The organism is Telluribacter sp., assembly GCF_035998675.1.
Lineage (GTDB): Bacteria > Bacteroidota > Bacteroidia > Cytophagales > Spirosomataceae > Telluribacter.
The window spans coordinates 258,523-279,058 of sequence record NZ_DASYHI010000007.1 but is presented as its reverse complement, the minus strand read 5'-3'; the positions used below and the strand labels follow the sequence as shown (position 1 = coordinate 279,058).

The window sequence follows — 20,536 nt, the reverse complement described above, 5'->3', positions numbered from 1 at the left end:
TCAATTATTTTTTCGACAAATTGCCAGCAGGAGTCAGTCATTTCAGAGAAATTCTCTTTCATTTAGCTTGTTTGAGGTGAGATTCAACAAGCTAACGACTGACTCCTTTTATTGGTTTTATTCAATCCAAAACATATTCTAAAAAAGAATTATTATTGTTTCCAAAATCAAAAATTCATTTCGTTCCATGAAAAAATCTCTCCTATTCTGTGTAATCGTTGTTTTGTTGGCTGCCTGCAAAGGCGAGCAGGGCGAAGTAGGTCCGCAGGGACCCGCCGGACCAAAGGGTGAAACGGGCACTGCCGGACCCCAGGGCGCTCAGGGTACAACAGGTACCCAAGGGCCAAAAGGTGATACCGGTACTACCGGCGCCCAGGGACCAGCCGGTCAGGATGCTGCCCAGCCCAAAGTCTTTGATTTTACCGCGGCCTTTGCGGGTGAACTATTTACTACTTTTACTTTCCCCAAAGCGCTTGATAGGTACGACTTTGTGCTTATTTACATTCAGAAAGATGTAGATTTATACAGTGCGCTTCCATTTAAAAGCTGGGCCTATACCGCCGATGGTGAAAACCTTCAAAACCTGGATTTAAGTTTTGAACATAATAAGGAAATCGTGCGTATCAACGCCAATAAGAACGATATACCAGCTGACTATACCTTCAAATACAGAATTGTAGTCCTGAAAGGAGCAGCAGGCGGGCGGGTGAATGCCGAACGGTATCGTAATTATGCCAACCTGAAACTGGACTATAACCTGTAATAGTCTTCCGGGTTGGTCCGAACAGTTGGCTAAGAATTTTCCCGAATTGCCCATGAAAGTTGTACAGGTGGATTTTGCTAGTAAAAGAGAGTTGCGTATATCTAAAAGAGTGTCTAAATTACTTTGAAATAGATTTTTCACCATTTTAGAATCAACATGCGCAAATTCTTACGAAACACCATGCTACTTGCCCTCATGGGTATTGGTATTACGGCCTGTAAAGGCCCCCAGGGCGAAATTGGACCGGAAGGTCCCCAAGGGCCCCAAGGTGAACAGGGTATACAAGGCGAAGAAGGTACGGCCGGAGCCTACCAGTTCTCAACCGGAGCTGCCGAAACCGATGGTGAAGGCTTCCTAGGTTTTACCCTGGAATTAACTCAGGAAACCTTGCCCAGTATCGAAAAAGGTGTTATTCTGGTGTATGCCAAGAGCCAGAACTTCTGGTTTCCGCTTCCGGGCATAGTAATCTTTGCCAATAATCAGGTTTCTGATTACAGCTTTTTTTATGGCATTGAGAATCTGGATCTCTCCGTCATCCTGTTGCAAAACAGTTCCACTGCGGTCAAGCGAAATTTTCAGGATATAAGGATTGTGGTCGTTCCGGCCATTAATGCCCGGATGAGCGAAAAACTGGACTTGAAAAGTTACGAAGAGGTACAAAAAGCCTTCAATCTTCCTAAATAAAAAGAAGCCGGGGCATCCGGCTTCTTTTATTAACCCTCCCGGCCCTACAGATTCAACTTAGTTCGGCATTGACATGAGCCGATTTCCAGCTCCTTAAAAGGCAGTATTACCGGAGGTTTGCCTTGATGAAACGGAATTAGTCTTCCCCAAAATGGACGATCATGAACAGAGCTGTTTGGGGATATGGTTTATTTAGAATATTTTGTACGGTGCCTCTAAATAAACCCTAATTTTACACGCTATTTAAACTATTGAATCAGTGGCTCTTAATACCGATAATATTCGCCTGGTTTTTGGTCTGAAGCTTAAGCAACTCCGGCTGGACAAAGGGTTGTCCCTCAGTGAACTCTCCCAGAAATCAGGGCTTTCTATTTCCTACATCAACGAAATTGAAAAGGGAAAAAAATATCCCAAATCCGATAAAATTCTGGCGCTGGCGTCGGCTATGGACGTTGACTACGATACCCTCGTATCAATCAAGTTAAGCAAACGCCTCGAGCCCATATCCGAGCTACTTAGCTCTAATATTCTTACCGAACTGCCCCTTGAACTGTTTGGCATTGACCCCGCCAACCTGCTCGAGCTTTTGTCCGATGCCCCTACCAAAATCAGCGCTTTTATTGGTACCCTGATTGAAATTGCCCGTAACTACAATATGTCGGTTGAGCAGTTTTATTTTTCGGCCCTCAGGACCTACCAGGAAATGCACGATAACTATTTCGAAGGGATCGAAGAAGCGGCGGAACGTTTCCTGGCCGACCGGAACATCAATGAGGAAATGATTCTGGATGAGAAGTACCTGGCAGATGTACTTAGGAAGGAATATGGTTACCGCATTGAAGAAATAAATGATAAATCCCACCCGGGCCTGCAAGGGGTGCGCTCGCTGATGGTACCGCGCCCTCAGGGCAACCGCCTGCTCGTTAATTCGCAGCTTACTTCCGATCAGCGGGCTTTTGAATACGGTCGGGAAATCGGGTACCAGTACCTCAGGCTGAAAAACCGGCTCCATACTACCGCTATGGTGGAAGCCGAGTCGTTTGAGCAACTCCTGAACAACTTTAAGGCTTCCTACTTTGCCGGCGCTATCATCATCAAACGTACACTACTGGTCCAGAAACTAAAAGGCTTCTTCGCCCTTGAAACCTGGCAACCCGAGGTACTGCTTGACATGATCAGGTACTTTCAAACTACCCCCGAAACTTTCTGCTACCGCCTCAGCAATGTACTTCCCCGGCACTTTGGGATCAAGCAACTTTTCTTCCTGCGGTTTAGTAACTTCTCAGGGCAGAACCGTTTTGAAATGACAAAGGAAATGCACCTGGCCCGTAAGCATAATCCGCATACGGTTAAAGACGAACACTACTGCCGCCGCTGGATTGCGCTGAACAGCCTTCAGGAATTAGCCGAACAACAAAAAACAAAGGAGACTTCCTCTACCCTGTGCCGCGGGCAAATCTCCCACTACGTCGATACTGCCGACGAGTACTTTGTGGTAAGCTTTGCCAAAGCGGTAGCCACCACCGGACACCTCAATGTTAGTGTAACAATGGGAATATACCTGGACGAAGAAACCCGGAAAGCAATACGGTTTTTGGGTGACCCTACTATCCGCCGCCGGGAAGTGAACGAAACCTGCGAACGTTGTCGTTTATTTAACTGTAAAGAACGAATGGCTGCGCCTACCATACTACAAAAGCGGCGTAAGAACGATGACCTGCGGAAGGAAATAAAAAAGATGCTCCACGAAAGTTAAGAGAAATCAACAAGCCGGACTTCCCTTATTTAATAATTCAGCCTGTAGTAAGTACTACTTGAAAGCCGGAAGTCCCGTAATTTCGGCTCCCAGAATAAGCAGGTGAATGTCGTGGGTACCCTCGTAGGTAATCACTGATTCGAGGTTCATCATGTGCCGCATTATCGGAAATTCGCCCGTGATACCCATACCGCCCAGTACCTGGCGGGCTTCCCGGGCTATGGTCAGAGCCCCCTCTACGTTATTTCTTTTGGCCATGGATATTTGCGCCGTAGTGGCCCGTCCTTCGTTTTTGAGTACCCCCAGCCGCCAGCTTAGCAACTGTGCTTTGGTGATTTCGGTGAGCATTTCGGCCAGTTTCTTCTGAGTCAATTGAAAAGCACCAATGGGTTTGTCAAACTGGATGCGCTCGCCTGCGTAGCTGACCGCCGTTTCGTAACAGTCCATAGCGGCTCCGGTAGCCCCCCAGGCTATACCATAACGAGCGTTATCCAGGCATTGCAGCGGTGCGGTAAGTCCCAGGGCGTTGGGGAGCAAATTTTCTTTGGGTACCCTTACCTGGTCAAATACCAGCTCGCCCGTTGCACTGGTACGCAGGGACCATTTATGATGAATCTCGGGCGTAGTGAATCCTTCCATACCTCTTTCTACCAGCAACCCCTGCACCCGCCCCTGCTCGTTGCGCGCCCATACTACAGCCAGGTCAGCAATGGGTGCGTTGGAAATCCACATTTTTGAACCATTGAGCAGGTAGTAGTCGCCTTCGTCGGTAAAGTGGGTTTTCATCCCGGCCGGATTCGACCCGAAATCAGGTTCGGTGAGGCCAAAACAGCCCAGGAGTTCGCCGGTGGCCAATCGGGGCAGGTACTTTCTTTTTTGTTCCTCCGAGCCAAATTGAAAAATAGGCCACATGACCAGCGAACTCTGCACCGAAACCGTTGAGCGCATCCCGGAATCCCCGCGTTCTATTTCCTGGCACATAATTCCGTAACTGATGTAGTCGGAGCCGCCACCGCCGTATTCAGCCGGTAGGGTTGAGCCAAAAACACCTAACTCACCAAACTTCCGGACCAGTTGCCGGGGAAATTCGGCTTTCTGCGCACAGTCTTCCATGATCGGCTTTATTTCCCGCTCCGTAAAGTCCCGTACCGTTTGCCGGATCATCCGATGCTCATCCGTTAACAGTTCGTCCAGGTTATAAAAATCAGTAGTCATCGTCAATTCAATAGGTTACAAAAATTCATTTTAAAGGAGCCTGCCCACCTGCCCTGCCGCAGGTTTACTTCTAAACTTTAAAATTATTCGTAAGTTAAGGTTTTAGAAATGGAAATTCATCAACTTATGAAGTCTTCTCCACGTCAACAACCCGAGGTAGCGGAGCGGCTGCAGCGGCTGGAAGAAAAGTTTGCTGCCATGGGCCAGGACCTGACCTCTTACCTCGACGGTCTTCTGTATGCCGACTACCTAACCTACTGGGACTATGTAGAACTGGACACCCTGCTGTCGTTACAAAAGCCCCGCACGCCTTTTCCGGATGAATTAATCTTTGTTACCTACCACCAGCTCACCGAACTGTACTTCAAGCTGATTATCCACGAAATAAACCAAATAGCCGGGCGGGAGGTACTTACTTCTGATTTTTTTCGGGCGCGGCTGGTGCGTATGAACCGGTACCTTGCTTTGTTGATTGACTCCTACGACATTATGGTCCACGGAATGGAGAAAGACCAGTTTCTGAAATTCCGGATGGCCCTGCTCCCATCCAGTGGGTTTCAGTCGGTGCAGTTCCGGATGATCGAATTGATGGCGACGGACCTGGTCAATCTGATCCTTCCGACTGATAAAATAGGGCTCAAAGGAAGTACTATCGCTGACCTGTACGAGGCTATTTACTGGAAGCGTGGTGCCTCTGAATTATCTACCCAAAAAAAAACTTTGACCCTTCGCCAGTTTGAAAAGAAATACAGTCAGCAGCTCATCCGGTTAGGAGAAGAGTACCGGGAGCGCAACCTGTGGCAGCTCTGGCAGCGCCTGGACCCGGCCCACAAAGAAAACCCTGACCTGCTAACCGAACTGCGACGCTTTGACTACCTGCTGAATATCCAGTGGAAACTTTCGCACCTGCGGTCGGCGGTACAGTACCTGCAGAATGACCCAGTGGTGATAGAAGCCACCGGAGGTACTAACTGGCAACAGTACCTTCCGCCCATCCGGCAGCAGATCCGGTTTTTCCCGGACTTATGGCAAGAGGAAGAAATAAAAGAGTGGGGTAAAATGGTACTAAAAAAAACCAGCAACTGAATGGGCGCTTACCTGATGGGTACTATCTATGTAGTGGCGGGACTACTGCATTTTATCAAACCAAAATTTTATCTTCAGATCATGCCGCCTTATGTTCCCGCGCATAATTTAATGGTAGTACTTAGTGGTATTGCCGAGGTACTTCTGGGACTGGGGTTATTCTTCCCGGCCACCCGCACTTGGGCCGCCTGGGGCATTATATTACTTTTGGTTGCCATTTTTCCGGCCAATCTGTTCATGGCTTACGCTCCCAAGTTTCAGGATATTTCACCCTTTATTCGCTGGGGACGGTTGCCGCTGCAGTTTGTTCTGATTTGGTGGGCGTATCAGTATACCCGATGAGCCGGTCTCGCTTCCTGTTTTCCGGATAATTTCGTAAATTTGCCCCGTTAAAGGATAAAACCCTTTCCCGATGCACCGTACCCTGCAACTTACCCTACCGCCCCACACGGCGATGGACGAAACCTTGTTTCGTCAGCATATTCTGGATGAACTCCGACTCAAGGAGAGCGACCAGCCCATCATTCGCAAAACCCGCCAGTCTATTGACGCCCGAAGCCGACAGGTAAAGATAAATGTGCAGGCGGAGGTTTACGTGGGCGAAACACCCCCGGCCACCATCCGGTACCAGCGCAAGTACCCCGACGTTAGTCATTGCCCACAGGCCTTAATTGTAGGTTGTGGCCCGGCGGGTATGTTTGCCGCTATCCGGCTCATTGAGGCCGGTATTAAACCTATACTCCTTGAACGGGGAAAGGATGTGCGCACGCGCCGTCGCGATTTGGCTGCTATCAACAAAGACCATATCGTAAACCCCGACTCCAACTACTGCTTTGGCGAAGGTGGAGCCGGTACCTACTCCGACGGGAAGCTGTACACCCGCTCCAACAAGCGGGGCGACATCAGACGCGTGCTGGAAATTTTTGTGGCCCACGGAGCCAGTGACCAGATTCTGGTGGATGCCCACCCCCACATTGGAACCAACAAACTTCCCGGTATCGTAGCCGAAATGCGCGAGAGTATTTTGGCGGCCGGCGGCGAAATCCATTTTGATACCCGTGTTTCAGATTTCATCCTGGAAAGCAGGCAAATGAAAGGGGTGGTCACCGCCGACGGTAGGGAGTTTGCCGGAATTGGGGTTATACTGGCCACCGGGCATTCGGCGCGGGATATTTATGAACTATTGCAGGAGGGGGACGTACTGATGGAGGCCAAATCGTTTGCCATGGGAGTCCGGATAGAGCACCCCCAAGCGTTTATTGATAGTGTTCAGTACCACTGCGGCCCCGACCGGGGGCCCTACCTGCCCGCAGCTTCGTACAGCCTGGTTGCCCAAACGTACTACCAGGGTACTCAGCGGGGGGTGTTTTCTTTTTGCATGTGTCCGGGCGGCTTTATAGTACCAGCCGCGACGGCCCCCGGGGAACTGGTGGTTAATGGTATGTCGCCCTCCCGCCGTGACTCCCGCTTTGCCAATTCGGGGATGGTAGTAGCCATCCAGGAAGAGGACCTAAGTCCCTATAAGGAATACGGCGTGTTGGCGGGCTTGCAACTGCAGAAAGAGGTTGAGCAGCGGGCCTGCCAATTGGCGGGCAACGGCCAAACGGCTCCGGCCCAACTGGCGCTTGATTTTACAAATAAGAAATGGTCACGCCAGTTGCTGGAAACTTCCTACCAGCCCGGCCTTAAGTCCATGGATATGTATGAGGTACTTCCGGCCCATATCGCCCATCCGCTGCGGGACGGTTTAAAGGAATTTGGCCGAAAAATGCGGGGGTACCTAACGAACGAAGCCCAGCTTATCGGAATTGAAAGCCGCACCTCCTCCCCCGTTCGTATTCCCCGCGACCGCGACACCTGCGAGCATCCGCAAATCAAACGGTTTTTCCCTTGCGGGGAAGGGGCCGGCTACGCGGGGGGAATCATGTCGGCGGCTATGGATGGCGAACGCTGCGCCGAGCAACTCGTACATCTTTATGTATCTAAATCCTGATTTTGATTGTCCTTAAAAAAATAGTAACATTGAGCTTTCAGGATAATACTATATTTCCTCCAGTAGAAAGTACATGTCCGAATCACCATTTACCGAATTTGCCGAATCACTTGCCGCTAAATTAAGAAACCCCTTACCCGGTGAGGCCGCGCATCTGCGCATGGTGTCGCAATCACGACTGCGCTTAACTGTAAAGCCCAACGACCGAACCCGCAAAAGCGCGGTACTTGTTTTGTTTTATCCCCACCAGGAAGAAATATACTTTCCCCTGATCCTGCGCCCCGCCTACGATGGCGTCCATGCCGGACAAATGGCTTTCCCCGGCGGGCGCTACGAACGAAGCGATGAGAGCCTGGTCCGGACGGCGCTGCGGGAGGCCCAGGAGGAGATTGGGCTGCGGCTGACCGACGTGCAGGTACTTGGGGTTTTAACCGAACTTTTTATTCCTCCCAGCAATTTTTTTGTCCTGCCGGTTGTTGCTTCAATGCCCTATCGCCCCGAATTTTTCCCTGACCCGCGGGAAGTAGAAAAAGTTTTTGAGGTCAGACTCCAGGAAATTACGGACAAATCTATCATCGGAGAAAGTGAAATTCAGGTAAGGGGGGTGACGATTCAGGCGCCGCACTATATGGTACAGAACTACAAGATCTGGGGAGCTACCGCCATGATGATCAGCGAACTGCTTACGGTAATTGAGTCATGACGGGTACCGGTTTTCTCCCTGCAAATAATTACATGTTTCTTTATTTTAAGGAGCATTAAACAAGTTTTTCTCTTAAAATTTTCTTATTTTTACTGACTACTTAACCCTAAGTATCCTCTTCTGTTAATGGACGAAAACGGAACACCAATACATATTGAAGACAGCGAATTACACGACCAGGTACCCATCTCCGGGCTATACGAAAGCTGGTTTCTGGAATACGCTTCCTACGTTATTCTTGAGCGTGCCGTCCCGGCTATTGAGGATGGTTTAAAACCCGTTCAGCGGCGCATCATGCACGCCCTGAACGAAATGGACGACGGTCGCTTCAATAAGGTGGCCAATGTGGTAGGTTCGGCCATGCAGTACCACCCGCACGGTGATGCTTCCATCTACGATGCCATTGTCAATCTGGGACAAAAAGAACTCCTGCTGGACACCCAGGGTAACTGGGGGGATATCCGGACGGGTGACAGTGCCGCGGCGGCCCGTTATATTGAAACCCGGCTTTCTAAGTTTTCCAAGGAAATCGTTTTTAACAACGATACCACCCACTGGCAACTCTCCTACGATGGCCGCAAGCGGGAGCCGGTTACCCTACCAGTAAAATTCCCGCTGCTGCTGGCTCTGGGGGTGGAAGGTATTGCCGTGGGCTTGTCTACCAAAATTCTGCCCCACAATTTTTGTGAACTGATTGAAGCCTCCATTGACATCCTCAAAGGCAAACATATAACCCTGTTCCCTGATTTTCAGATGGGGGGGCAGATTGATGTTTCCAACTACAGCGACGGGCACAGAGGTGGCAAGGTACGGGTACGGGCCCGGATTGAGGAAGAAGACAAAAAGATGCTCGTCATCCGGGACATTCCGTACGGTACTACTACAACGTCCATCATTGATTCCATCATTAAAGCCAATGATGCCGGTAAAATAAAAATCAAGAAGGTAGTTGATAATACGGCGGCCGACGTGGAAATCCAGATTCACCTGGCCACCGGGGTTTCGCCGGATATCACCATGGATGCCCTATATGCTTTTACTGAATGTGAGGTGTCCATTTCGCCCAATGCCTGCATTATCATTGAGGATAAACCGCATTTTGTCGGGGTTACGGACATTCTGCGGTACAATACCCAGCAAACGGTTGACCTGCTCCAGCAGGAACTGGAAATCAGGAAGGCGGCTTTACTGGAAAAAATCCTCCACGGGTCGCTGGAGAAAATATTTATTGAAAACCGGATTTACCGCGACATTGAAGAATGCGAAACCTTTGAGGATGTAATAAAAACCATTGACAAAGGACTCACCCCGTTCAAGCCGCAGTTTTACCGGGAGATTACCGAACAGGACATCCTTAGCCTTACGGAAATCCGGATTAAGCGGATTTCGAAGTACGACGGGTTCAAGGCGGAAGAACAAATGCGGAAGTGGGAGGAAGAACTCGCCGAGACCGAGGACAACCTCTCCAATATTATCCGCTTTGCTATTGACTACTACCGGGACCTTCTCAAAAAATACGGAAAAGGCCGGGAGCGCCGCACCGAAATCCGGACGTTCAATCAGATTTCGGCGAATATCGTGGCCGCCAATAACCAGAAGCTGTACGTTAACCGGGCCGAAGGCTTTATTGGTTACGGACTGAAGAAGGACGAGTACGTCATGGACTGCTCCGATATTGATGACATTATTGTGTTCCGCCGCGATGGCCGCTGCCTGGTTACCAAGGTACAGGAAAAGGTATTCGTAGGAAAGGACATTATTCACTGCGCGGTATTCCTGAAAAATAACGAACGGCAGGTGTATAACATGGTGTATCTTGACGGCAAGTCGGGTGCATCTTATGTGAAGCGTTTTCAGATTACGGCCGTTACCCGCGACCGCGAATATGATCTGACTCAGGGTACTCCCCGGTCGCGCGTTACCTACTTCACCGCCAATGATAACGGGGAAGCCGAAATTATTACGGTCAGCCTGACGGCCCAGAGCAAAGCCAAAGTGAAGCAGTTTGACTTCAACTTTGCGGATATTGCCATTAAAAATCGCAGTGCGATGGGTAATATCCTGACCAAATATCCGGTTCGTAAAATAGTACTTAAGCAGGCCGGGGTATCTACACTGGGTGGTGTGGACATGTGGTATGACCCCATTATTGGCCGCCTCAACCGCGACGACCGCGGACAGTACCTGGGTAATTTTGAAGCCAAGGATCATGTACTTGTCATATACAAGGACGGTACCTACGAGTTGACCAACTTCGACCTGACCAACCACTTCGAACTCAACGAAATCCTGCTTCTCCGCAAATATGAACCGGAAAGGGTCATTACGGCGGTTTACTACGAAGGAGTACAGCGCCAGTACTTTATCAAGCGGTTTACCATTGAGACCTCCACGGTAGACAAGAAATTTAGCTTTATCAGCGATACCAAAGCCAGCCGACTGGTACTTGCCAGCCTGGACAAGCACCCTCGGCTGGAACTCAGCGTTCAGAAAAACAGTAAGAGCGCCGTGGAGAAAGAAGAGCTACTGGCGGAGGAACTGGTGGACGTACGGGGCTGGAAAGCTCAGGGCAATAAGCTGACCAGCGATAAATTAAAGGATGTACACTGGCTCGAATCCTTGCCGGAGCAGGTTGAAGCCCCCACGAGTCCGGATACCGAAGATGAAGACCCAGCGACAGACCCAGACGAAATGGTAGGCGAAACCAGTTTGGATACTACTGATAATTCGGAGGATTCAGAAATTTCTACTGAAATATCAGAAGACCTGACACCGGACGAGAAAGGTACTGAAGAACTGGAATCGTCCCCTGATGGACCTGCTGAGACTGTTTCTGCTGAACCGAAAGCCAGGACCAGGAAAGCAGCCCCAACCAATGAAATTGCCGCCGTGGAGACGACCACAGTGGAAACGGCCGAAGTAGATACGAATGTTGAGGAAACGGGCGAAGTGGAAACTGCAACAAAAGAAGCCCCCCGTGGGAAGACGGTTCCCAAGAAAGTAAGAGCAACCAAGCCCAAAGAAAAGGCCGTTACCCAAATCAGCGGAGAAGTAAAAACAAAAAAAAGCCAGTTAGGACTGTTTGAGTAGCAGAAGTTATGGGCTTGCCTTTGAGTACAACAAAAGAACAAAATTGGGAAGTTGAACCGGCTTCCCAAACAGGTTATATCCGAGTGAAGCGACTAATAAAAATAGGTACCGGGCTGTTTTTTTTATGCCTTGTCTTTGTGCTACTCTGCAACCTTTGGGTCGTATACAGCACAAAGCAGTACAACTATTTTGCCATGAACCAGCTCCCTTCCAATGATGTAGCCCTGGTGCTGGGGACGAGCCGTAACTCCGAGCGCGGGAAAATGAATCTGTATTTTAAGTACCGCATGGAGGCTACGGCCCGGTTGTTTAAAGAAGGAAAAATCAAGTACATTATCCTGAGCGGAAACAACGATTCCCAGTACTACAACGAGCCCCTCGACATGCAAAAAGCCCTGCTTGACCTGGGGGTACCTGCCCACGTTATGACCCTCGACTACTCCGGCTTCCGCACCTTTGACTCGGTGGTACGGTGTAAAGAAGTCTTTAATCAGGAGAGCTTCACCATTATTTCCCAAAATTTCCACAATGCCCGGGCCCTGTACATAGCGCACCACGAAGGAATACAGGCTATTTCATTTGCCGCCCAGGACGTACCGACCGGGTACTCCATAAAGACGCTTATTCGGGAATACCTGGCCCGGCCCAAAGCGGTACTTGATGTACATCTCATTCGTCCGTCGGCCAATATTACTTCCAATATCGAAATCAGGAAGAGGTAAGAGAGGTACCCTTATTGAAGTTAATTAGCTTCCATTTCAGAAGTACATTATTCTGAAACCGTTCTGACGTCCGATTCGAAATAGGTCAGCGTTACGGATTCCCCCACTGGCAAATCTGCCTTCTGCCGGTAGAAGTCCATTCTTTCCCTTTTTTTATTTACACAAAGATACTCCCAGTAACTTCCCCGGAACCGCACCGTCTCTACCCTGCCCTCCCACCGGCACTTATCCGGATTTTTAGTCAATTTTACTTTCTCGGGTCTCACAAACCGCCTTTTACCGGCTACGGCTTCACCCAGCCAGTTCACGCTTCCGGTAAGTTCAGCTACGTAAGCATTGACCGGTTGGTTGTAAATGGCCTGCGGTGCCCCCCGCTGAATAATTTTTCCGTTGCGCAGTACGGCCACCTCATCCGACCAGGCAAGGGCGTCGGAGGCTTCGTGCGTTACGAATATACAGGCCATATCCTGCTTTTTTCGGAGCCTTGCAATAGCCTCGGTCATGGCTAAGCGGTTCCAGTTGTCGAGGTGAGCGAAGGGCTCATCCAGTAAAAGTACTTCCGGCAACTCGGCCAATGCCTTGGCAATGGCCGTCCGTTGTTTCTCCCCTCCCGATAGTAGTTTGGCTTTGTGGTCCTGGACATGGTGAAGCCGCGTCAATTGCAGTAACTCCTCAACCCGCTCATTCCGGTATCCAGGCTCGTAAAACCGCAGCGAGTAGGCGATATTTTCCAGGACGGTCTGATTGGGGAAAAGCTCAAATTCCTGGTGCACCAGTTTTATTGCCGGATGGCCGGGGATTAATTGATCTTTGACGGGGGAAAGCGCCTCATTTTTAAAAATAACCTCACCCCGGTCCTGATCAATAAAACGACCGATGATTCGCAGCAGGGTACTTTTGCCCGAGCCGCTTTCCCCTAATATACCCAGCCACCGGCCTTTTTTTAGGGTAAAAGCCACTTCATCAAGTACCTTAATTTCTTCAAATGTTTTGGATAGAGAGCGGGTACGGACCAGGGTCATAGTAAAAAGCTAAGAGGGCACGGGTAAAGGAACAAGTATGCTGCAAGGTAAGGAAGAAAAAGCTTTTCGCTACCCGCGCAAAGAAATGGATAAAAACTACCTTTATGTAGATAAGACATCTAATTATCAAATAAACAATTGATGAAAAACTTTTTCCTTCGGGTGGGTCGGGCCTTTTCGTTGCTGGCCGTCCTGTATTTAGCAGAACAATTACCGGCCTTCGGCCAGACCTCGGGTCCTTTACAGCTTCACCCCCAAAATCCCCACTATTTTCAGTACCAGAACAAACCCCTGGTACTGGTGGGGTCGGGCGAGCACTATGGTGCGGTCATAAATCTGGACTTTGATTACAAAAAGTACCTGCAGGCCACGGCTCAGGACGGCATGAATACCACCCGGCTCTTTACGGGGGCATACATTGAAAAACTGGGTGACTTTGGTATCCAGAAAAATACCCTGGCTCCGGCCGAGGGCAGGGTTATTCTCCCCTGGAAACGCAGCGGTACCGGTGGCTACACCCTGGGCGGCAACAAGTTTGACCTGAACCAGTGGAACGAGGAGTACTTTGCCCGCTTAAAGGATTTCATGACCGTGGCCAACCAACAGGGCGTTGTGGTAGAAATATGCCTGTTTTCCGCCCACTACGGCGGTGGCTGGAATTACAGCCCTTTTAATCCCAAGAACAATGTAAATAATACGAATGAAATAGGCTCAGTCCTGGTCAATACCCTGGAAAACGGAAATATTCTGGCCCACCAGGAAAAGTACGTTCGCAAACTGGTACTGGAGTTGAATGGCTTCACTAATTTTTACCTGGAAATTCAAAACGAGCCCTGGGCCGAAGCCCCCGACAAGGTGATGAACCGGAATGAATACGGACCCGCCGAGGACTGGAAAATGCAGTACCAGGTTGTTTCAAAGAAATCAGACGACTGGCACCGGAGAGTAGCCCAGTGGATCAAGGACGAAGAGAAAAGCTTAGCTAATAAACATCTTATATCGCAGAATATCAGCAATTTCAGCTACCCCATTACCGAGGCCGATCCTAACATTTCCATCTTTACATTTCACTACGCGCTGCCGGAGGCAGTACGGGAAAACTACCACCTCAACCGGGTAATCGGTTTTAACGAAACAGGATTTGCGGGTTCCAAAAACGAAACCTATCGCCGACAGGCCTGGCGATTTATGATGGTCGGCGGGGGGCTTTTTAACCAATTGGACTATTCGTACTCGGTGGGTTCAGAATCCGGGCAGGATACTTCCTATAAAGCGCCCGGAGGGGGAAGCCCGGCGCTGAGGGCGCAGTTTAAAATAATGAAAAATTTTCTAAACGGGCTTAACCTGCCCACGCTCCAACCCGATCTTTCGGTCGTAAAAGCAGCGCCCGGTACCCACACAACCGCCCTGAGCGACGGAAAAAGCCAATGGGTTATCTACCTTGAGCAGGTGTCGGTAAAAGGGTATCCGCTGACGCTGAACCTGCCGCGAGGTACCTACCAGGCCGAGTGGATGGACGTAACTACCGGTCAGAAACTACCGGCTACTACCGTAACAAACGGGCAACTTCCGGTACCGGAAAGTACTTCGGATAAAGTGGTGGTGATCAGGGCGGCTTCCGCCAGGAAATAAAGTACTATCCTGACCTTATACGGTGATGTTGGAGATGGCATCCCACAAACCAAATACCTTGAGCAGCCAAATAACGAGCAGAATTACCACCACCGCATTGAAGATACGCTTAATGGTGGCTTGCATGGGTATGTAGGAATTGACCAACCATAGGACAACCCCAACGACCAGAATGACGGCAAGAATGGTAAGTAGTGGCATAGTTTCAGCGTTTTATAAACGGGGTCTTACACGTATGGTAGGTTATTTAGCTGCCTATATAAATAGAAAAGAGTAAAAATTGTTTAATAAAAGCCAGCCCCGCCTACTATCCAAATGATTGTAGGCGGGGCTGGCTTTTATAGTTCTGGGGCTGTTACTACCTCCTCAGATCAACATTAGGTTTGAACATATTGCTGTTTCCCGCTTTTCTTTGCAGGGACACGCCAACGTTGGTTAATGGATTTTTTTCGGGGGCAATTCTTCGGGCCGTGGTACCTCCGGCTATCTGGCGCAGCGCTTCACCCAGGAAGGCTTCGCGGGTATCGCCAAGAGGCATAAGCTGCAGCGGTTCCTCGAGTTCGATAGCTGGCTTGAATCCTGCGGCGTAATCCGACTGGCCTAAGCTGTTGTAGCTTTTGAACACGATTGGTTGCATTCCCCACTTTATTTTACCGGTTTCGTCGCTAAGGGTAATAGAACCCACGTTTTTGCCGTAGGTGGTGGTACCAATAGTAACTACGGTCATATAGGGTTTCAGACCATTGATAATAAGCTCACTGGCCGACGCAGTCCAGTCGGTGGTGAGTACAAAAACCCGCTGAAGATTATTGCCAATACCCTGCGACTTGTTAATGAATTTCTCCTGGAAGAAATCTTCTCCGTACTCCTTACGCAGGTGGGGCGTTAGCTGCTCGTTCCACTCTTCCCGGAAAAAGAGTTTGCTGTTGTCTACCCCACGGCCAATTAGGCTCGCCAGGTTGGTGGAAGAAGAGGTATACCCGCCCGGATTGTAGCGCAGGTCAAGTACCAGTTCGTTGACACCTTTATTCTTGAAATTCTGAAAAATGGCGTCAAGCTGGGCGTCATACTCCTTAGCATTACTTCCGTTGGCTCCGGGATTAAACTGGTTATAAACCAGGTACCCTACTGTTTTGCCTCCAACGGAATAGATGGAATCCAGGTAAACGGGATTCTCCTGATAAACCGTTACGGTTACCGAACGGGTCTGGTCGGTGTCGGCAATGGAAGTACCATTGACTGACCCCAGTCCAAAAGAAAAGGTAGTCCGGTTGTTAAGCAGCCCTGAGTAGTTGTTGCGGGTAAGTCCCTGGTTATTTACTTTGGTAATTATGTCCCCGCGCTTCATACCCGCCCGGGCCGCCGGTGAGTTGGGCAACACATACAGTACCTGGGCAATAATGGCATCTGAACCGGCCGAACGCAGGTACAGCGCGTATTCCATACCGGTAGTAGTAGTTTCACCACTCAGGCTGGCGCTCAGCTCTGACGCATTTTCCTGAACCCAGGAAAACCGGTCCCCGTCGGGCCGTTGGTTGGCATCGAAAGAATATAGCAAAGATTTAAAAAAAGCGGCGGGAGCCAGGGTTGTGTCCGGACTGGCCGGCATTTTACTGGTCCAGTAGTAAAAGTCTTTCATATTGGAAAGAATCCAGGCATTGACCGAGCCGCTTTGGGTAACAGCCGGGGTGGTAGTGGGTAAAGTTTCCTGGGGTACCACCAGCTCAGCCTCGGGCTTACAGGCCCAAAAGCCCAGCAAAAGTACTACTGCCCAACCTGAACGTTGGATCGAGTTTACAAATCTCATAGTTGAATGGTTATCCGTTTTATCACAGGTACAATCTGATAGCCTGACTACCAGCTTTACTCACTCTGCTTTTCAGCAGCTATTAGTACGTACGCAGGGGACAGAAAATTTGTTGCGTACGGTAGTCAGGGTGTAGATGAATGTTCAAATTGTATGGATTAACCGGGTGTAGTTATAGAAATATTCTTTTGAGTACTCCAATTGATAACATATTTATCGACACAAAAAGTTTATTCGACGGTGCTTTTGTTTGGCAATTCGGGCAAATATCTTTCTTTAGTTATAAATCGGTCAAAAATCGTTAATCTCCTCCACCACCTGCTGTGCTGGTTACTTTAATAGCGCTACCTAAAGCCGTATAATTCATGACCTAAAATGGGGCTGAGTTCTGCACTTCCAGCACCAGCAGTAAAGCATTTTCGCTTAGTGCCTCCAGCTCTACCTCTTCCACCTCCCAAAGTACCAGGCTGTCGTTTTCGTGCAACAATCGCCCTGCGGCCTCGAATGCCCCGGACAGAACAAAGCAAAAAAACAGGGAGTCCTTTTCTAACCGGACAACGGCTTCTTCCCGACCGGCCAGTCGTCCTAAACGTACTTTAAAAGGCAGTTCAATATCCATGGCCGGACCGGGTACCAGTTCCAGCAATTGATTTTCCAAATCCGTAAAAGAATAGCCGAAAATCCTGTCGATGGATTTTAAAGAGGGCTCGGTAGCTGCTATCCGGATTTGCAAAAAATGGATGATATCCTGCTGGTATGAATTCCGGATTTGAAAGGTTGTGTTGGCAGGAGCGGTACAAACAAGTAGTTCTTCTACTTCTATGGTCGCGCCAGCTAATCTCTCGGGGCCCGCTTCCGGATTAATGAAATCAAACGAACCGGTAATGGGAATCAGGAGTACATACGAAGCCTGACTTACAGTATAGGAGACTTCCTGCTGGCCCGCTATATATTCTTCGTTAAATACATAAAGCGTACCGATGGGCGCTTTGTTTTCATGTACATAGGAGTCGGAACTGAAGGTACTTAACCGGGTAAATTGTGGGGTTTGCACTTGCCCGCGCTCGTACGAAAGGAATATTTTTCCCGGTGACTGACCATTCATTTTATGGTTCGGTATGGAGAGTGTGGATAGTCAGGTACGGCTGAATCTGAAACAGGTTGGTGGCAACCTCTTCCCCGGTAGCTGGCCTATCCGAAACCAGCAGGTAGTTATCAATGGTTTCGTGCCAGAAAAGAGGCTCCGAATAAAAGTTAACAGCTACCTGATGCCTGCTCTTATCAGAAAGATCTGAATTGATAATTTCAAACTGGAATTTGGTAAAGCGGAGGAAGTGTTTTCCCAGGTTATTTACTACATCCGGAATAATTTCGTTCAGTTGCTGCAGGTACCCAATAGCTGCGGCACTTACCAGAAAATGCAATTGCTCCGCTCCGGATACGTGTTGAATCAGCTCCGCAAAGGTGGTAAACTTTTTTTCCTGGTTATAGAGTTGTGCTTGCATCCTAAACTCTGCGTAAGTATCCTCAAACACCAGTTTCTCCCAGGGCTTGGTGGAAGCGGCATCAATAATTTTTCGATAACAAAGGGTGATGGTTCGTGTAGCCATAGAAAAATGGGATGTCGTCAGCGATGGACGTTGACAACCTTAACTAATACAAGCTACTTAAAAATCAGGCAGCTACATTCATCTTTATGGACAGCTCAAATCCATCGGTGGTATTACCCGATACAGTGGCAATTTGATTCACACCGCCATCATTAGTAAAAACATTGTCACGGGCATTGGTAGTATAGCCCTTAAGGCCTTTCGAATACCCGTTAACCAGGGCTACCGCAGTGCCGGCTCCTTCGGGGAAGGCAATCTGGGTGACCTTGAGGGAAGTGCCATTAGCGTTGAAAATATGAACGTGAATGTGCGTAGACCGCCCCGGATACCAACCCGGAAAAATAGTGGTAAAGGTTACCAGGCCGTGGCCATCAGTAACCTGCCGCCCACGTAGAAAATGGACAGCCTGTAAGTTGGTGGATTGAATCCCGCCTCCCCCGTACTCCGAGTAGTTTCCGGTAGCGTCACAATGCCAGATATCCACAATGGCTCCAGGCAGCGCAGCACAGCCGTTATTTGTATTGCCAATGGTAATTTTTGCGGTCATTTTATAACCGTTACGTCCATCAGTAATGTCACTTCTGACAAAAGATGCCGGGCTTTTGGTGGGAAATGGCCCAACGGTTTCGGAAGGTACTACCGCACAGGTACTTGAACTGGTACCCGGATTTGTTACTGAACCGGTTGTACCTTCGGTAGGTACTATATTTGATTCGGCCTTAGTGCAACTCATCAGAACAACCGGAGTTGTCACTGCTCCAACTAATAAACTTTTTAAAAATCCTTTTCTTTCCATGGGTATCTATTGCTTTAATATAAAACAAAGTTGCCCCTGAAAAATTGCCTTATCAGCAAAGTATCGGTAAAGGAGAAAGTTGTGTAGATGAAGCTGGGAAAGCTATCATTTTGAGCAGGGTCCTAATTGCTCTAAACAAAAAAGCGTAAGCAGTTAGACTGCCTACGCTTCCCAAGTACCCAGAGCCGGAGTCGAACCGGCACGGGTGTGACCCCATTGGTGTTTGAGACCAACGCGTCTACCAATTCCGCCATCTGGGCATAAAACTGGGCATTGGGATGGCAAAAATAGGCAGAAAAGCAGATTTGTCAAGCCTCAGCCCCAATTTATTTGGTCTATTCGTAACGCAAAGCTTCGATGGGATCTAACCGTGAGGCTTTTATGGCCGGATAAATCCCCGAAACCACCCCTACGAATACGCACACGACTATCCCCATGATCATCCAGAGCCAGGGTACCACAAAGCTACTGTCGGCACTTATGGCGTTGGAAATGAGGTTCCCGATCAGGAGTCCGAAGAGCAGGCCGCCCAGTCCGCCCAGGATACATATTACAATGGCTTCAATCAGGAACTGCAGTCGGATAACCCGGGGCGTGGCACCCAACGACTTCCGGATTCCTATTTCGCGGGTACGTTCGGTGACCGATACCATCATAATATTCATCAGGGCAATAGCAGCCCCGAGCAAAGTAATAATTCCGATTCCGAAGCCTCCCATGCGCAGGTACCCCGATATATTCTCAAAGTCTTTGGCCAGGGCATCGGCCCGCTGAATTTCGAACGAATCAGGAGTACCCAGGTTATCGCTTCTGATTCGGCGCATGAGTCCCCTGGCTTCCTCTATGACATACTCGGCATCCTGAATGGCAGGGGCCGAAGCGGTAATATCAAAGGTTAGGGCACGGTTGGCGGCCAGCCCCCGGCCCGTTTCCAGTGGTACTATTATGATCCGGTCGGAACCGGTACCACCGCCCAGTGATCCTTTTTTTTCCAACACCCCTATAACTGTAAACCTGGCCCCCATCAGCGTTATTTGCCGGGAGAGCGGATCGCGCCCCTCAAACAGATTACGTGCTACTTCCTGTCCCAGAATAGCAACATTTAGTGACTTTTCGAGGTCGGTTCTGCTAAAATTCCTCCCCAGATCTATTTTATATCCGTTAATGGGCAGGTAAGCATCATCCGCCGCCACTACCGATACATTAGGATTTGTTTTTTTGGAAAGGTACTTCACCTGTATGGCGCCCCCCACCGGAGCCGAAAGGGCCACCGTGGCATCATAACCCTGTCGGTACTGTTCGGCGAAGGTAGTGGCCTGCCGGTAGTTGATGGGAGGGTACTGCTTCCGGGAACGCCCTCCGGAGCGCCGTCCGCGGTCATTATAATTCCGGACGGTAAACGTATTGGCTCCTAAATCCGCAAAGCTGCTGTTAACTGAATTCTGAATACCCTCAATCGCGGTCAGAATTCCGACCAGGGAGGTAATACCAATAGCAATGATCAGGGCGGTCAGAACAGTCCGCAGGACATTGGCCTGAATGGAACGGAGCCCTTCGTTTACATTTTCTTTTATATTCATAAGCTTACAGCCTCCATTTGCACAATATTTGTATATATTTCGTTATCTCTTTAATAAAGTAAAGCTGCAAATGATGG

At 49.3% G+C, this 20,536-nt stretch carries 19 protein-coding genes and 1 tRNA gene; 11 read left to right on the top strand and 9 right to left on the bottom strand.

The window, feature by feature from the left end; translation table 11 throughout:
* Positions 1-187 precede the first annotated feature (187 nt).
* The 3 genes from VGN67_RS03215 to VGN67_RS03205 all read left to right on the top strand — a co-directional run bounded on the left by VGN67_RS03215 (position 188) and on the right by VGN67_RS03205 (position 3,203).
* Positions 188-763 (top strand): hypothetical protein, encoded by a 576-nt coding sequence (locus VGN67_RS03215; RefSeq protein ID WP_327485326.1) that lies wholly within the window; start codon positions 188-190, stop codon positions 761-763.
* A 156-nt stretch (positions 764-919) separates the two neighbouring features.
* Complete coding sequence (locus VGN67_RS03210) at positions 920-1,447, top strand: hypothetical protein (protein WP_327485325.1); 528 nt, start codon at positions 920-922, stop codon at positions 1,445-1,447.
* Between the two features lie 259 nt (positions 1,448-1,706).
* Positions 1,707-3,203 (top strand): helix-turn-helix domain-containing protein, encoded by a 1,497-nt coding sequence (locus tag VGN67_RS03205; protein ID WP_327485324.1) that lies wholly within the window; start codon positions 1,707-1,709, stop codon positions 3,201-3,203.
* 54 nt (positions 3,204-3,257) lie between these two features.
* Here the strand turns inward: VGN67_RS03205 and VGN67_RS03200 are convergent, their stop codons facing one another.
* Complete coding sequence (locus tag VGN67_RS03200) at positions 3,258-4,418, bottom strand: acyl-CoA dehydrogenase family protein (protein ID WP_327485323.1); 1,161 nt, start codon at positions 4,416-4,418, stop codon at positions 3,258-3,260.
* A 126-nt stretch (positions 4,419-4,544) separates the two neighbouring features.
* On the opposite strand from VGN67_RS03200, the gene VGN67_RS03195 reads away from it, so the two are divergent.
* From VGN67_RS03195 to VGN67_RS03170, 6 genes are all read left to right on the top strand, one after another.
* Entirely contained in the window at positions 4,545-5,504 is a 960-nt protein-coding gene (locus tag VGN67_RS03195; protein ID WP_327485322.1) for a tryptophan 2,3-dioxygenase family protein, read from the top strand.
* Positions 5,505-5,846: a DoxX family protein gene (locus VGN67_RS03190; RefSeq protein ID WP_327485321.1), complete on the top strand. Its 342-nt coding sequence runs from the start codon at positions 5,505-5,507 to the stop codon at positions 5,844-5,846.
* A 70-nt stretch (positions 5,847-5,916) separates the two neighbouring features.
* On the top strand, positions 5,917-7,497 hold the full coding sequence (locus VGN67_RS03185; RefSeq protein ID WP_327485320.1) for an NAD(P)/FAD-dependent oxidoreductase: 1,581 nt from the start codon (positions 5,917-5,919) through the stop codon (positions 7,495-7,497).
* Between the two features lie 73 nt (positions 7,498-7,570).
* The gene (locus VGN67_RS03180; protein ID WP_327485319.1) at positions 7,571-8,200 is read left to right on the top strand and encodes a CoA pyrophosphatase; all 630 of its coding nucleotides are present in this window, start codon (positions 7,571-7,573) and stop codon (positions 8,198-8,200) included.
* A 126-nt stretch (positions 8,201-8,326) separates the two neighbouring features.
* Positions 8,327-11,290: a DNA gyrase/topoisomerase IV subunit A gene (locus tag VGN67_RS03175; RefSeq protein WP_327485318.1), complete on the top strand. Its 2,964-nt coding sequence runs from the start codon at positions 8,327-8,329 to the stop codon at positions 11,288-11,290.
* Positions 11,291-11,484: 194 nt separating this feature from the next.
* Positions 11,485-12,012, top strand: a complete 528-nt coding sequence (locus VGN67_RS03170) for a SanA/YdcF family protein (RefSeq protein WP_327485317.1) — start codon at positions 11,485-11,487, stop codon at positions 12,010-12,012.
* 47 nt (positions 12,013-12,059) lie between these two features.
* Here the strand turns inward: VGN67_RS03170 and VGN67_RS03165 are convergent, their stop codons facing one another.
* Positions 12,060-13,034, bottom strand: a complete 975-nt coding sequence (locus tag VGN67_RS03165) for an ABC transporter ATP-binding protein (RefSeq protein ID WP_327485316.1) — start codon at positions 13,032-13,034, stop codon at positions 12,060-12,062.
* 141 nt (positions 13,035-13,175) lie between these two features.
* On the opposite strand from VGN67_RS03165, the gene VGN67_RS03160 reads away from it, so the two are divergent.
* On the top strand, positions 13,176-14,666 hold the full coding sequence (locus VGN67_RS03160) for a DUF6298 domain-containing protein (protein WP_327485315.1): 1,491 nt from the start codon (positions 13,176-13,178) through the stop codon (positions 14,664-14,666).
* A 15-nt stretch (positions 14,667-14,681) separates the two neighbouring features.
* Here the strand turns inward: VGN67_RS03160 and VGN67_RS03155 are convergent, their stop codons facing one another.
* From VGN67_RS03155 to VGN67_RS03135, 5 genes are all read right to left on the bottom strand, one after another.
* Entirely contained in the window at positions 14,682-14,867 is a 186-nt protein-coding gene (locus tag VGN67_RS03155) for a Thivi_2564 family membrane protein (protein WP_327485314.1), read from the bottom strand.
* Between the two features lie 157 nt (positions 14,868-15,024).
* A complete protein-coding gene (locus tag VGN67_RS03150; protein WP_327485313.1) occupies positions 15,025-16,473 on the bottom strand; it encodes a S41 family peptidase in 1,449 nt (482 codons plus the stop codon).
* A 370-nt stretch (positions 16,474-16,843) separates the two neighbouring features.
* Positions 16,844-17,578 carry a hypothetical protein gene (locus tag VGN67_RS03145; RefSeq protein WP_327485312.1) on the bottom strand — a complete coding sequence of 245 codons (735 nt, stop codon included), beginning with the start codon at positions 17,576-17,578 and terminating at the stop codon, positions 16,844-16,846.
* A 1-nt stretch (position 17,579) separates the two neighbouring features.
* Positions 17,580-18,083, bottom strand: a complete 504-nt coding sequence (locus VGN67_RS03140) for a hypothetical protein (protein ID WP_327485311.1) — start codon at positions 18,081-18,083, stop codon at positions 17,580-17,582.
* 64 nt (positions 18,084-18,147) lie between these two features.
* Entirely contained in the window at positions 18,148-18,630 is a 483-nt protein-coding gene (locus tag VGN67_RS03135) for a hypothetical protein (protein ID WP_327485310.1), read from the bottom strand.
* Between the two features lie 25 nt (positions 18,631-18,655).
* On the opposite strand from VGN67_RS03135, the gene VGN67_RS03130 reads away from it, so the two are divergent.
* Positions 18,656-18,919 carry a hypothetical protein gene (locus tag VGN67_RS03130; RefSeq protein ID WP_327485309.1) on the top strand — a complete coding sequence of 88 codons (264 nt, stop codon included), beginning with the start codon at positions 18,656-18,658 and terminating at the stop codon, positions 18,917-18,919.
* A 136-nt stretch (positions 18,920-19,055) separates the two neighbouring features.
* Here the strand turns inward: VGN67_RS03130 and VGN67_RS03125 are convergent.
* Positions 19,056-19,139: transfer RNA gene (locus VGN67_RS03125), tRNA-Leu, on the bottom strand.
* Positions 19,140-19,214: 75 nt separating this feature from the next.
* Positions 19,215-20,459, bottom strand: coding sequence for an ABC transporter permease (locus VGN67_RS03120; RefSeq protein ID WP_327485308.1), 1,245 nt, complete (start codon positions 20,457-20,459; stop codon positions 19,215-19,217).
* Positions 20,460-20,536 lie beyond the last annotated feature (77 nt).